Annotated in this window: 12 protein-coding genes and 1 tRNA gene; 8 read left to right on the forward strand and 5 right to left on the reverse strand. The window is 43.4% G+C overall.

The window, feature by feature from the left end; all coding sequences use genetic code 11:
* Positions 1 to 2: 2 nt before the first annotated feature.
* From ACTTJ8_RS01895 to ACTTJ8_RS01910, 4 genes are all read left to right on the forward strand, one after another.
* Complete coding sequence (locus ACTTJ8_RS01895; protein WP_442720169.1) at positions 3 to 587, forward strand: HD domain-containing protein; 585 nt, start codon at positions 3 to 5, stop codon at positions 585 to 587.
* Positions 588 to 698: 111 nt separating this feature from the next.
* Positions 699 to 2,069: an MATE family efflux transporter gene (locus ACTTJ8_RS01900; RefSeq protein WP_442720170.1), complete on the forward strand. Its 1,371-nt coding sequence runs from the start codon at positions 699 to 701 to the stop codon at positions 2,067 to 2,069.
* Between the two features lie 93 nt (positions 2,070 to 2,162).
* The gene (locus tag ACTTJ8_RS01905) at positions 2,163 to 4,004 is read left to right on the forward strand and encodes a hypothetical protein (RefSeq protein ID WP_442720171.1); all 1,842 of its coding nucleotides are present in this window, start codon (positions 2,163 to 2,165) and stop codon (positions 4,002 to 4,004) included.
* Positions 4,001 to 5,860 carry a ribonuclease catalytic domain-containing protein gene (locus tag ACTTJ8_RS01910; protein WP_442720172.1) on the forward strand — a complete coding sequence of 620 codons (1,860 nt, stop codon included), beginning with the start codon at positions 4,001 to 4,003 and terminating at the stop codon, positions 5,858 to 5,860. Before ACTTJ8_RS01905 ends, ACTTJ8_RS01910 begins: the two co-directional genes overlap by 4 nt.
* Positions 5,861 to 5,959: 99 nt before the next feature.
* Here ACTTJ8_RS01910 and ACTTJ8_RS01915 read toward each other — a convergent pair whose 3' ends face one another.
* From ACTTJ8_RS01915 to ACTTJ8_RS01930, 4 genes are all read right to left on the reverse strand, one after another.
* A complete protein-coding gene (locus tag ACTTJ8_RS01915; RefSeq protein WP_442720187.1) occupies positions 5,960 to 6,505 on the reverse strand; it encodes a HaeIII family restriction endonuclease in 546 nt (181 codons plus the stop codon).
* Complete coding sequence (locus tag ACTTJ8_RS01920; RefSeq protein WP_442718389.1) at positions 6,430 to 6,651, reverse strand: HaeIII family restriction endonuclease; 222 nt, start codon at positions 6,649 to 6,651, stop codon at positions 6,430 to 6,432. Before ACTTJ8_RS01920 ends, ACTTJ8_RS01915 begins: the two co-directional genes overlap by 76 nt.
* Positions 6,644 to 7,585: a DNA cytosine methyltransferase gene (locus ACTTJ8_RS01925; protein ID WP_442715518.1), complete on the reverse strand. Its 942-nt coding sequence runs from the start codon at positions 7,583 to 7,585 to the stop codon at positions 6,644 to 6,646. The genes ACTTJ8_RS01920 and ACTTJ8_RS01925 overlap by 8 nt, the downstream gene beginning before the upstream one ends.
* Before the next feature lie 137 nt (positions 7,586 to 7,722).
* A complete protein-coding gene (locus tag ACTTJ8_RS01930) occupies positions 7,723 to 10,431 on the reverse strand; it encodes a CHASE2 domain-containing protein (protein ID WP_442720173.1) in 2,709 nt (902 codons plus the stop codon).
* A 320-nt stretch (positions 10,432 to 10,751) separates the two neighbouring features.
* Here ACTTJ8_RS01930 and ACTTJ8_RS01935 point away from each other — a divergent pair, with 320 nt between their 5' ends.
* The 4 genes from ACTTJ8_RS01935 to ACTTJ8_RS01950 all read left to right on the forward strand — a co-directional run bounded on the left by ACTTJ8_RS01935 (position 10,752) and on the right by ACTTJ8_RS01950 (position 13,909).
* Entirely contained in the window at positions 10,752 to 11,228 is a 477-nt protein-coding gene (locus ACTTJ8_RS01935; RefSeq protein ID WP_442718391.1) for a hypothetical protein, read from the forward strand.
* On the forward strand, positions 11,225 to 12,409 hold the full coding sequence (locus ACTTJ8_RS01940; protein WP_442720174.1) for a hypothetical protein: 1,185 nt from the start codon (positions 11,225 to 11,227) through the stop codon (positions 12,407 to 12,409). The genes ACTTJ8_RS01935 and ACTTJ8_RS01940 overlap by 4 nt, the downstream gene beginning before the upstream one ends.
* A gap of 173 nt (positions 12,410 to 12,582) precedes the next feature.
* Positions 12,583 to 13,296, forward strand: coding sequence for a FecR family protein (locus ACTTJ8_RS01945; protein ID WP_442720175.1), 714 nt, complete (start codon positions 12,583 to 12,585; stop codon positions 13,294 to 13,296).
* Between the two features lie 85 nt (positions 13,297 to 13,381).
* Positions 13,382 to 13,909, forward strand: a complete 528-nt coding sequence (locus tag ACTTJ8_RS01950; RefSeq protein WP_442720176.1) for an O-acetyl-ADP-ribose deacetylase — start codon at positions 13,382 to 13,384, stop codon at positions 13,907 to 13,909.
* Between the two features lie 338 nt (positions 13,910 to 14,247).
* On the opposite strand, the gene ACTTJ8_RS01955 is transcribed toward ACTTJ8_RS01950, so the two are convergent.
* Positions 14,248 to 14,321: transfer RNA gene (locus ACTTJ8_RS01955), tRNA-Pro, on the reverse strand.
* Between the last annotated feature and the right edge of the window lie 116 nt (positions 14,322 to 14,437).

Genomic DNA, 14,437 nt, shown 5'->3' on the forward strand with positions numbered 1-14,437 from the left:
ACATGATGCAGCCGTTAACAAAAAACTACGCACAGTACTTATTGGAAGAATCCTTGAAGTTAAATCCCGGAAAATGGGGTGCGCATTCTTATAATGTAGCAAGGGCTGCTGCGTGCATAGCTGAAAAGATAGTATATTTAGATAGTCAGACAGCGTATATTTTGGGACTATTGCATGATATCGGGCGAAGATTCGGTGTTGGACATATAAAACATGTATATGATGGAATGATGTACATGGAAGCGCTTGGATATTTTGATGTTGCAAAAGTTTGCCTTACTCATTCATTTCCTATCAAAAACATAGCATCCTATAATGGTGCCTTTGATTTACCGCCGGATAAGATACAGTGCTTAGAGCACCGATTACAGACGGTAGAATATGATGATTATGATAGACTGATACAGCTTTGTGATGCAATTGGTGCAGCCGATGGTTTTTGTGTATTAGAAGTCCGTTTGATTGATGTTGCAATAAGAAACGGCATCAATCAGTATTCAGTAGAAAAATGGAAACAATTTATATATTTGAAACACTACTTTGATGAAAAATGTCATGAAGATATTTATACGTTATTAGGTGTATAATGCTTTGGTACGCATTCCGAAGCTTTTAAAGCCTTACGGCTGTCTTGCCTCTTACTGCTCGCTATAGAAGATTGCTTTTCCTTGTGTTTTCCTTTATACTTACTTTCTATTATGACAGTGAGTGCGCGGCTGAAGTCGGTATTTTTTGATAGGCAGTTTCTAAAAACTGTGTCAGTGATAGCGCTGCCTATAATGCTCCAGAATTTTTTGAGTGCCTTTGTTAATATTCTCGATACTGTGATGATCGGTAAACTCGGTACTATAGAGCTTGCCGCCGTCGGTTTGGGTAACCAGCTCTTTTTTTTATTGAATCTCATTTTATACGGGATTGGGTCGGGCAGTATGGTGTTTACGGCACAATTTTGGGGAAAGAAGGATTTTAAGGGTGTTCAAAAAACATTTGGAATCTCGCTGATTGTTGCCGTATTTTTTGCTCTGGTATTTACTGTCTGCTGTATCAGTATGCCGGAAAGAATTTTATCGCTGTATACAAAAGACCGTGCGGTTATTGACACCGGGATAGCGTATCTGAGGATATCGGCATTATGTTTTTTACCGTTTGCAATCAATTTTATGCTGATGATTACCCTCCGAGCTATTGAAAAAGTAAAGGTTGCTGTTGGTTCAACCTTGGTTTCTATTATTGTGAATACAGTACTGAATGCTATTTTGATTTTTGGTCTTTTCGGAGCGCCGGCATTGGGAGTCAAAGGGGCTGCGATTGCGACGGTTGCCGCCCGCTGTGCTGAAGTCGGTATTACCTTTGCTATTACAAAGTACCGGAAATATCCCGTTTTGGGATCCCTAAAAAACCACTTCAATTTTGACGCAAAGTTTCTCAAGATATATTTTTTAGTGGTAATGCCGGTGCTGTTAAATGAATCGCTGTGGTCGTTCGGTATTACATTTCACCATAAGATATTTGCCGGCATGAATACCTTTTCTTATGCGGCATTTAATATCACAAATACCATTTCTCAGCTGACCTGGGTTATTTTTATTGGATTTGGAAATGGTATTAGTGTGCTGATTGGGAAAAAAATAGGGGAGCGCAGGTCTGATGATGCACGGCTGTACGCAGGAAAGGTACTTTTGTTTATTCCGGTGGTTGCTGTCTTTGTCGGAGCAGCCCTTATCCCGATTTCCTATCTGGTGCCGTTTATTTTTAACGTGGAACCGGTCGTTTTAGCAACTGTAGAGAACCTTTTTACTGTGTTGGCTTGTTGTTATCCGCTCAAAGCATGTAATATGTGCATTCTCATCGGCTTATTGCGGGCTGGAGGAGATACCCGCTTTGGTATGATCTGCGATACCTTTATCATGTGGCTCATCGCTATTCCGCTTGCCTTCTTTGTATCTACCCATACAGCACTGCCGCCGTGGGTTGTGTACATCTGTTTATTTAGTGAAGAACCGCTCAAACTGCTGTTAGGCTTGTGGCGGATCCGATCGGGTAAATGGCTTCACTCTGTAACCGATTAGTAAACCTATTCTGAACCTTATGTTTCTGAACAGGTCTAGTATACTGTGATTCATTATTGTCATATTTGCTTTGCTATGATATGCTTATGTCCTATGAAAGATATACGCCGAATGCTTCTGATTCCTCTCATTTTCTTATTGACGGCAGTGTTCTGTTTTAGTGATGCTCTTACTGACGGTATCTATGCCCGTGAACGGCTTATGCAGGTTTACCGTGATGAAATAGCAACGGCATCTGCCAACGAAATTACTGCAAGTGCAATCGGCGAATGGTATGAAATTATCGAAACCTCTCTTTTTATGTTGATGCGGAGAACTGAACTGTTCCGCGGCTCTATGCGTCTTATTATTACCGATCAGCAAAATGCCCGCTGTATGCTCTACCCGGACGGTACCTTTCTCATTAGCACGGGGTTGCTCGACTATATCGATTCGCTTCTTTTTACTGATATATCAGGTTCTGCACGGCGGATACGGAGTTTTAATACTGAGCGGGAAAACTTTTTTGCCCCGATTGCTGCAGTATATGCAGCTCAATTTGCATTGAATTACTATAGCACAGCACAAAATACTGCGCTTTCTCAAGAAAATATTTCTACCATTGACATATTGGCAAGTGTTTTACTTGATATTGCGGGCTATCCTCAAAGCTTACTTGAAGTATGGCTGAATAGGCTTGTTGCTATTCAAAAGGATAGCAGTACGGCACGGCTGTTCCGCTCATTTGAAACAAAGGGGGTAAGCGCTCAAGACCGGCTGGATCAGCTTTATAATAACAGCGAAGCGGTAACACATCTCTATGAAGAGGTTTCAGGCGTTCTTTTTGCACTGCAAAACCGAAAGGGTACAGCCGATGCGCGGACTGTACTGGAGAATTTGCTCCAGCTGTTTCCGGATAGTCTCTATATCAATAGATTAAATGCTCTTATTTCCCATCAAGCGTGGCTTGCTAGTCTTGATAAACGGGATCAGGAATTAGCTACTATTTTGCCGGCAGCCGTATACGACAATGCTGCCGTATTTTCCTTCTTTCAAGCTGCGGATTTTATGCGCGAAGATGAAGAAACTGATGATGAAGAAAGTGATTATTTTTCTAAAACGATGCCTGCAAAAGGAAACTCAAAGATTTATAGTCAGGCAAAAAAAGCCTATAATGACTATTTGAGTTTGATGTACGAAGCAGGTACCGCATCAAGTTATGCGCATCTGCTTGCCTCATCACCGCTTGCTCATGAACGGGCAACGGTACTCAGTATTGCTGAGCAGGCTGATCTTTTTCATGCAGGGGCGGATGATAAAAGTGCGCGGGCAAATTATGCGGCATTGCTCTATCTTGTTGGAAAAGATTACACCAAGGCGCAGCTGCTGTTGACAGATTGCTTGACCGGTTCAGCTAAAAAAAATACTAAAAAGCTGTTCTTAACTACCGGTTTCCCAGCAGACGAGCGGCTGATTCGCTGTAATTATTTCCGCATTTTGAAAAAAGTAAAGGATAAAACCGGTGCTGCAGAAGAGCGGAAATGGCTTGCCGATATTTTGAAGGAGCCGGAAGAAGAAACCCCGATTATTCTCCGAAATGTTTCATTAGATACCACTGTTGATGATCTGTTGCTTGCGTGGAATCAACCCTCAACCATTATCTACAATTATTACAGCGAGCGGTGGCTCTATCGCCTCCTGAATACCGAAGTTATCATCCGTGCAAAAAACGAAGGCGGTGTTGTACTGCAAATAAGTGTCGGCTTTCCATCTTCTTTAACCCTCTTTAATGATATACGCACCGGCGATACTGCTGAAGCTTTTGAAAAACTATGCGGAAAACCGCTTTATCGCAGTTGTGATGCACTTGTATACCACCGCAAAGGTAATGTGCTTCACGTGATATACGGCAATAGTAAGATACGGAATGTAACTATTCGGAAGATAAATCAATGAAAAAAAACAACCTTGTCCTTTATAAAAATCAACCTGCACTCATTACTGATGTTCAAATTGATAAATTTGAGATTACTCTGGAATCCGGCACAAAGCGGGTACGGGGGAAAGACGTGGTACTGCTCCATCCGGGAGAGTGCCGAAGTCTTAAAGCAGCGCTGGAAGCGTCGGTGCCTCCCGTAGACTTTGCGGAAGCTGCTGAATTTTTTGCAGGAGAAGCGCCTTCTTTTTCTGAATTGACTGAACTGCTGTGGGGAAATTATGCAGCAGAACAAAGTTGGCAGTGCTGGCAGGCGCTATGTGCCTCTCCGTATTTTATCTGTACTACGCCGGCTGAACCTATCGGCATCCGTACTCAAGAAGAAATTGAGCGGCTGCAGCAAAAGCAAACAGAAAAGGAACAGACGGAAAAGCTGCGGCAGGTCTTTATTGATGCCCTTCATGCTTGTATGCAAGGTGCTTCTTTCCCTGCTGATATGGCAGGAGCTGTTCCTTTTTTTCAAGAAATTGAAGCGTTGGCACTCGGCAGCGCTTCCGTGTCTAAGCTCTTAAAAGAAGCAAAGATTGAACAGACTCCGGAGCAAGCGCATGAGGTACTTTTAAAGACCGGATTCTGGCAGATCGAACGGAATCCCTATCCCTCTCGGTTTGGGCATTCGCTGCATTCTTCAAAGGTGGACATCCCTGCACCGGTACAGCCGAAAGATGTACTCGATTTAACCGCTGTTCCTGCATACGCAATCGATAATCCCGGAAGTACCGATCCTGACGATGCGGTTTCTTTTGACGGCACCTATCTTTGGATACACATTGCCAACCCTGCCGACACCATTCAGGCTGATACACAAAGCGATAAAGATGCGTGTGCCCGCGGCGCTACCCTGTATACCCCGGAAGGCGCATCCCGGATGCTGGGTGAACAGGCGGTTGACTATTTTGCGCTTGGGCTGAAACCGGACTCCTATGCGCTTTCGTTTAAGCTCTTGCTGGATGCTGATGGTACAATTCAAGAGGTAGCAATCCATCGTACAAAGCTGAGTGTTATCCGGCTGACGTACGAAGAGGCTGACCGGCAAAAGGATACACCTGCCTTAGCGCCGCTTTTCGCCATAGCGGAAAGGAACCGCATCAGGCGGGATGATGCCGGAGCTGTTACCATTGATTTCCCGGAAGTAACGATTCGATTGGAAGAGCAGGACGGCAAAAAGCTGGCAGATGTGCGCCCGGCGGTACCCACCGAAGCTGCTGCAATGATAAAAGAGATGATGCTGCTTGCAGGAGAGGCTGCCGCACGTTTTGCATTCCGGCACAGTATTCCGTTTCAATACATCAGTCAAGAATCGCCGGAGCTGCCCGCATCGCTGCCGTCGGGACTTGCCGGAGAGTACAAAAAACGGCGCGCCATGCGTCCGCGCAGCGTGGGGACAATCCCTGCGATGCACGCTGCGCTCGGGCTTGCTATGTATGGTCAGGTAACAAGCCCGCTCCGCCGCTATGGAGATTTGGTAAGTCATCGGCAGCTTTTAAACTTTATTGACGGCAAACCGCTGACACCTGCCGATGAGCTGATTTTAAAAATAGCGGCGGGGGACGAAGCAGGGCGCGCCTGTGTTGCTGCTTCCCGTGCATCACGGCAGCATTGGACACTGGTGTATCTACTGCAGCATCCTGAATGGCAGGGTAGGGCAGTAGTGCTTGATACAATGGGAAAAAAAGCCCATATCTTTATCCCCTCCATCGGCTACGAAGGGGATATCAACCTCAATGCTGAAGCGGAGTTAAATCAGGAATTTACGGTGAAGGTGCGCCGCATCCGCTTGCCGTATCTGCAAGCTGTTTTTGAGCAGGTGTGTTGAAAACAAGCTCTAAAAGCGGGCGTGCTGCTTATTTTCAGGCACTTATACCAAGGATTTTATTCGTACGGAGTATTTATAATGGGGATCAGTATGCTTTTTCTACCAGGATTCAATTCTTGAACCTAAATTATGAGGGACACCAACAAGCTGAATATCAAATTTTAAGGACGGCTCAACCCATTCGCTTGCATTATGAATTCTAAGCGAAAGAGTCCAACCATTATCACAGATTATCTGAACAGTATTTGTAGAATTCTTCTTAAAATCCATTTTTAGAATTTCGGTTGGCATTTTTAAACGAGTGATTTTATATATTTCCTTTTGGACTTTTGTAGAGAGACCAAGCGTACCATAAATATTGAACGGTTTTACTTCTGTTGTTCTTTCTTTTGTATGTTTTATTACCTTATAGAAGTCATTCCTACCAAGCAAGTAATTTAACAATTTTTCAGGAACATCGGAATATAATGTATTCAAAGATGATAATTCTTCTACGAAAGCTTTTAAAAGCGGAATATAAAATTTCTCATCTTTCTTGTCGATTTCTGCCCAACGTACCTTTTTAGATTTTAATTCGTCAAGTTCATCAAAAAAATGATTTCTACACCGCGTAACGCTGCGAGTAAATGCTCTTCTTTTTCTGATTCGGTAAGTTGTTCAAACGCTGATCTGGTATTATTGAAATTTACATCTTCTAATAATTGTACATCTGTTTGAGTTCTCAGTTTGTCAAACAATACTTTTATACAAGCATATTCAAAAGCTTTTCCTGCTATTTCCTGACTAGGCATAATTTTTCTCCAAAATAGGATAAAGAGATTGTGCAACAATTTCTGCAAGTTTTACAGGTACTGCATTTCCAATCTGTTTGTATTTACTTGTCAAATCACCTTTGAACTCCATGTTTTTGGGAAAAGTTTGAATTGCTGCCGCTTCTCTGTAACTTAATCGACGTGTTTCGCCATCATCACCAAATCGCCATAAATTGCTTTCAATTTTGACCATATCTGGAGATCCTGGATATAAAGTAACTTGTTTAGCCATTGCAGGAATTGTGAATGACTGTTCGTCCCAATTTCTTTTTCTATTGCGGCTCATATAACGAGAAGAGTATGGATCATTACAAACTTCATCCTTTGTGGGTGAACAAATATCTTTTAAAACTTCTTGCAATGTTATTCGTTTATTCGAAGGTTTGGGAAATGTATATTTTATTCCTAAGTCTTTTTTTATACCAACTATGATTATTCGATGTCTATCTTGCGGAACACCATAATCAGCGGCATTTACAAGTGTAGGTACAACCTCATAACCTTTTGACGAAAAATCTTCTAAAATTGCCTCGATGATTTGACCCTCTCCGAGCGTTAAAATGCCTTTTACATTTTCCGCAACAAACGCAAGCGGTTGTTTTTTCTCAATAAGTTTTACAAAATAGCGGTAAAGTAAATTCCTCTTGTCGTCTAATTTTCTTGGACCTGCCAAAGAGAAACCTTGGCAAGGGAAGCCGCCAATAATAAACGGTGTTTTAGGAATTGAATTAAAGTTTATTTGTCCGATGTCTCCTTGTACAACTTCCGCATCAGACCAAGCCCGGTGAGTTTCACAGGCATCTTTATCGAAATCGTTTGCCCAAATAGTTTGAAAACCTTGATTTTCAAATCCCATATCTAATCCGCCGGCACCACTAAACAGTGATACCAACGGAATTTTCTTTTTGTCCATACAAATACCTCCATTCGAGTATAAACATGACAAACTGAACTAATATTGTTGATTCCACGGTCTTTTCAACTGCGGGCAGCTCGAAAGACTGTCTGCAGTTTTGAACTATCCATGCTGCATTTAAAAACAATCCCCCTCTATTTCTGCGTCAGGCTGAATACGCCGTCCCAGTTGTCTGCCGGAGGCTTTTGGATAAAGGTTTCGCACTTACGCAAATAGGCTTCGGAAGGACCGTCAGTAGGCCGTTCTTTGTACAACGCTTGGAACATTTGAGAGGCTTTTTTCCAATCCTTTTGGTTAAATACGGTGAGCGCTTCTTCAAAACGGCGCAAAAAGTCAAGGGTTTCAGCATCGACAGCCTCTTTTAGCTCCACTAGTTCCCATAGCTGCACCGGGGTATTGATACCGACAACCCGTACACGGTCAAGCCGGCGGGTAATAAACTCATCTCCCAGTTCATTTTTTGTCATATCGGAAATCAAAAGCCACGTTCCGTATTGTTTATTCACTCCTTCAAGCCGTGCTGCAAGGTTTACTGCATTTCCCATGATGGTGTAGTCCATTTTCCGCTCGGTTCCCATGTTCCCGACAACCATGTCGCCGGTGTTAATACCGATACGGGTCAGCAGCGGATTGGGAGTCATTCCTTCGCGCATAAATAATTCGTTGAGTTCTGCTTCTTTGTGCTTCATCAATACCGCAGCACGGCAAGCGAGGCGGGCGTGTTCTTTATAATCTACCGGCGCTCCAAAAAATGAAATAATGGCATCTCCTTCATACTTATCAATGGTGCCTCGCTGCTCAAGGATAATATCGCTCATCCCTGAAAGGTAGATATTGAGGAGTTTTACGAGCTGCTCAGCATCAAGGGCTTCGCTAATTGTTGAAAATCCCCGGACATCGGTGAACATTGCAGTAATCCATTTTTTCTGTCCGCCGAGCTTGAGCATCGAAGGGTCTTCAATCATCTCATTGATAACATCGCCTGAAAGATAGGTTCCGAATGCCTTGCGCAAAAAGCTCTTTTCCCGCTCGCTTACGAGGAATGACATCAAGGAATACGTGAGAAATGACACAAAAAGAGCTAACACCGGAGAAATAATCAAAATATAGACACCGGTAGCGCTAAAGATAATATGATTAAGAATGAGAACAGCAAGAGATAATGCAAATCCGGCAATAATTTGCACAAGGGTACTGAACGGATGGATAATAAAAATGATACTAACTGCAAAAAATAATGCAAGGAGCGCCGAGACCCACAACGGAGCTTGGCGTAAAAAGTCTTGCTGCAAAATTGTGTTTGCTACTGCGGCATGTGTTCCGACATTCACGTATTCGCTATGGAAGGGGTTGACTCCGATATCGGTTGTACCGGTACTCGACCAGCCGATAATACAGAATGCGCCTTTGAGTTTTGATTCCAGTAGTGTTTTCAGTTCGGTGTGGGCATTGTAAGCTGCGGCAGCATTTGCATACAGCTGCACAAAATCAGCTTTGACTTGATCATATAATGCTGCATCTTCGGGATTACCGGCTGCCTTTGCTTCATCAAATAAGGCTGCAACCGCTGTATCATAGTCTGCCGCTAAAAAAGAAGCTACCGTGTCCCAATAGGAGGCTAAAACGGTCAGCCACTGCTCTTTATCTTCCGCAAGACCTGATTCAAGGGCTTGATGCCGTAAGTCTTCAGCGGTAGTCCAGAGTTCCAAACAGGTGTCGATGGGCGCATAGCCGGGACCGAGATTCCAGCCTTGGTTTGCCCGTAAAAGCCTGAGTTGTGTTGCTGTTTTCTCTCCGCTTGCAGCATAATCGATCAGTAAATAGAAAGGAACATGGGTAAAGCTATCCTGGTATGTCTTTTTCGGCCAGCGGATAAGCATTCGCCCTTTTGAATCGAGCGGAATCGATACATTCTGTTTCTTTCCATTGTATAAAGCATTATTCAGGGTGATATTGCCTTTGTTAAATACTACTTCGGGAGAACCGAGCTTCCGTAACAGCGGGGAGAACGATAGCTGCATAAATACTGTGTCTCCAATATGGTTAGCAAGCTTAATCCGCCGCCGCACACCATCACTATCGATATGTACATTGGTAAATCCGGCTCCTGCTGCCATGCGGCTGATCTCCGGTATCGGGATTAATGCGCTTGAATGCTCATCCGGGAGCGGAGCGGCAATTTTTATATATGGATAGATAAAATGCTCTTTTGCAATCGTATACAGCTCTTCACTTTCTTCGGAAGGGGGATCGGTTTGCATATTTACCGTAATAAAGGTTGATCCGAACATACGCATGGCTTTTCCCAGATAGCTGTCGTTTTCTATCGCAACTTGTTTCGTATGTCTATAGAGCGTATCTCGTGATTGGTCAATCAGTTCTACTAGTTCTCCGCCGTAAATACCGGCCTCCGGTAAGGTAATCTGATTATTGACAAGGGCTGCAAAAATATCCTGCACATTTGCCCCTATTTCTTCAAAAGAAGCGGCAAATTCTGCCTTTAACGCCCCGTTTAAGTAGGAAAAATCGACACTCATAGGGCTTTTGTCGATATATTCAATATCGAATACGGCAAATTCCGCTCCAAGCTGCGTCAAGGCTTCCGTGCCCTGTCCGATGGTATTCCGCGGCCATGGGTATAAACCTACTTGTTCGATGGAAACATCATCTATGTCGAGCAATACGATAGAAGAATCTTCCTTTACATCGGACTTTAGACCTAAAAAGAAATCGTAGAAGCGGTTTTCAACGCCAACCCAAAAGGGAAACAGATAAAGTCCCGCACATAAAAGTCCAATGGCGCAGGCTATCACAACAGAAGGTATATATGTTTTTTTCTTCACTCTTTACTCCATTCCAAATATATAGTAAAATAGAAGTGATACGGTATCTTTTTATAGAGGTTACTAAACTTTCAATGTTCTTTAAAGATGACCTTATAGTAGCTTATATTGCTTGAGTATACAAGAGCAGTTGCTGAAATACGCAAAATCGGAAGAGTGTCTCAGAAATTCAAGCTATGTTTTAGAGAAACACTAATATATTAAATCTGTTCGGAAAATTTCGTTTCTGAACAGGTTACCTTGAAATGCTTTTGATAAAAGATACATTGTACGGTAAAAAGAGTATACTAACAACTGAATGAAAAAAAAGGAGGATGGGGATGAAAAGGATCGTGTGCGGCGTTCTTGCAGCCTGTGTATTTGTTGCAGCGCTTTTTGGTCAATCAGCCCAACGTATTGATGAGATTTTAGATACAAATGCGGCAACATTCGGACAAGCTGCATATTTGATTTTAACATCTCTTGATGCTATTTCCGATGATACTGATTTTCAAACGGCTTTTGCCGAAATGTGTCAGTTTGCCGAACAGCAAGGGTTCAAAAAAGGGAGTATTCATAGCTCAGCCGCGGAAGCAAAGAGCATCTCTATGAAGGAGTATGCTTTTTTGCTTATGCAGGCATTTAAGGTAAGAGGCGGTGCAATGTACCGAATGTATCCATGTCCGAGATATGCGTACCGCGATCTACGGTATTTCGGTGTTATTCAAGAAGATATCGATCCTGATTCGGTTCTGTCGGGAAGAATGATGCTGCAGCTGCTCGGACAAATTGATACGGTACAAGGCGGTGCAAAATGAAACGGATTGTCTTATTGATTGCTGCAGCGGGTATTGCTGTACATGCAGCTGCATTTGAATTCGGTCTTGATATGACGAACTCTCACGAATTAAGCGGCGGAGATAAAACACTGAGCCTTTTTGATAACCACAGGCTCAGCGGTTTTTTGAAAACTCCAATGGGGTCGAACGGTTCGCTTTATCTTTCAGCTGACGTGGGGGCTTATACATTGTTTCGGTTCTTGCCGAAAGCGGATCCAATATGGCAGCCTTTTCCTGAAATACTGAAAATTAAGCGCACTGATTGGTCCGGCACTGTTGCTTTCAATAGAATCGGCATCGAGTGGGCACTAGGACGGACGAACTTCAATGATTATTCCAATAAAATACTGTGCGGTTTATTCGATGGCGGACGGATTAAGTTTACTATAAAGCACGCGAATCTCGGATTTGCAGCAGGATATACAGGCTTGACTCATAAAAGTGATGCAAAGATACGGATAGATGCTGATGATACAACGCGGCTTGCCTCAGCAGATGAGCTTCTTGCTCCGAAACGTATGTTCTTGTTGGGATCGGCTTCTTTCCAAAATCTTGTACCATCCCATACCTTCGGTCTTGATATGTTAGCGCAGTTTGATGTTTCGGCATTGACAAGGCGTACGCATACGCAATATGTTATTCCGTACATCTACGGCAGAATAACCAGTAACCTGAGTTGGAAATACTGGGCTGCTGTCGAACTTGGGCAAGATCCGGCATTTTTTTACTCTCTTGCATCAGGAGCTTCACTGACATACTTTAATCCGAATTGGCGCTCATTTACGCTGACAGGTATGGCTGACTGGGCTGCTGGAGATTATGACGGCAGTGGACGGATGCGTGCATTCATCCCTCTCACTGATGCTAAACACACACGGATCGTGGATGTTCGCTATCGTAATATGTTGACGGCAGGGCTTACTACAAGTGTTCTTCCAATTCGAGGACTCAAGACAGAACTTTCGTATCTTGCGGTTCTCGAACCTAATACCAATAAAAAGCCGATGTACGCCGGTTCTGAAATTGTCGGTAAGCTTTCGCATCAGTTGAATAATGATGTAGATGCATCACTAACAAGCGGCATATTCATAGCTAACAAAAAAGCTATGGGCTACACCATACGGTGGTTGGCCGAGTTAAGCTGTACGATGCATCTGTAAGGTGTGTTGTTTTTAGATGTGGTTCAATGGGATTGTTCCCTTTATATTTGGCATTTCTAAAAAACTGATTCGCAGTCCGCTTTAGCGGATATGATGAATCGGTTCCTTACAGAACAAGCCGGGAGGCTTGCTGTTTTTAGAGATGCAGTATATTCTCTACAAGGAGGGTTATCATGAAAAAATACTTAGGAATGCTCATACTGTGTATCATAGGGATTTCCTCTGTATCAGCTGTTGAATTGACAGCTACTATTACGGAAATTGCAGGAAAGGTAGAATGTAAATTGCCGCAGAAGGAATGGCAGCCTGCAAAAATTGGCGATGTACTTCCTGCCGGTTCGCTTATTTCTACCGGTTTTAAGAGTACGGCAATTTTAAAAACAGAGTCTGCAACACTTACGGTAAAACCGGTTACCCGCTTATCGCTGGACGATTTGGTGAAATCGGAGGGAACGACGAAAACGCAGATGTTTTTGATGGCTGGGCGGGTAAAAGCCGAAGTTACTCCCAAAACCGGAGAGAAAGCCGATTTTAAAATTAAGAGTCCGACTGCAACCGCTTCCGTCCGCGGAACCGGTTTTGAATTTGACGGCAAAAACTTGTTAGTTGACCATGGCGCTGTACAGTTCGAAACTGATACCGGCGTAGGTGTTGCACAGGTTGTCTCTGCAGGGGAATTGAGTTCGGTCACTAGTTTAGGCTCCGTGTCTGTCCCAGTTGCGGTTGCACCCGGAGGTTTGGCTGCAAATGCGGTTATGTCAGCCGCCGCTTCCTTTTCTTTCAACAGTAATGAATCAGCAGGCGCAGCTCTGTCAATTGATGAAGTGTATCAGCCTGAACTACAACCGAAAACAGGAGATATTAATATCAAAGTAGAGTGGGAATAATGAGGTTTTATGCCGGCGGCTGTATTTAAGAATTTAATGATGCTGCCGGCACTGTTGATTCAAAAAACAAAGAAGTGCTAAAAATATGCCTATTAAGATCATTTGTGCGGATATAACCACACTGGCAGTAGACGCTATTGTAAATGCAGCAAATACAACGCTGCTCGGTGGCGGCGGGGTTGATGGTGCCATTCATCGGGTTGCCGGACCTGAATTGTTAGAAGAATGCCGTGCTCTTGGCGGATGTCTGACAGGGGAAGCAAAAATTACAAGAGGGTATAAGCTCCCTGCAGAATATGTTATTCATACTCCTGGTCCTGTGTATCAAGATGGTAAGCATGGTGAAGCTGTATTACTGGCAAACTGTTATCGGAATTCGCTTATTGCAGCCCAGGAATTTCACTGTGAGACCATCGCATTCCCTTGTATCAGTGCTGGTGTGTATGGGTATCCGATGGAAGAGGCAGCCTATATCGCACTTTCTACTGTTTCCGGCTATCTGAAGGAAACAGCTGATCGTCTGACAGTGTATCATGTTTGTTTTAATGTACAGACCGAGTGGTTGTATAATAGTATTTTAACCTCGCTCGGTATTCATGGGGGGAGAGGGTAGTATATCGGCAGCAATCATGTTTGAATCGGAGTTTTTTACAGCATTTACAGCAGCATGAGTGGGGACCCTTTGATCTTACTTCAAACATTAGACTATATGCAGCAGATGGGCGGCAGTTTAGAAAACCTTTTGCGGTGAAGCTATGTGCTAATGCCGCCGCCTACTATATGGCAGTATGTTGTGCCCATAGATGCGACGGGATGCCGGAAAAAATTAAAATATCGCAGCCGTTATAATACAGAATCTCTGCAAATAATACAAAGCATAAAATATAATGAATCGAGTGGCTGAGCAAGTAACGAGATTACGATTTTATATACCGTATTTTAATTAAAATATCGGGCAAGCCGGATTTGAACCGGCGACCCCAAGTCCCCCAGACTTGTACGCTAACCAACTGCGCTATTGCCCGTTTCGTATTAAAAAGACAACATCGGAAAAAGAATGCAATTACAGAAGTGTCTTAGTAAACAACAGTAAAGATAATAACGTTAAATGAGCTGTCTGTCAAGCCTCTTTCTGCGGTCT

This window comes from Treponema sp. (assembly GCF_052169735.1).
Lineage (GTDB): Bacteria > Spirochaetota > Spirochaetia > Treponematales > Treponemataceae > Treponema.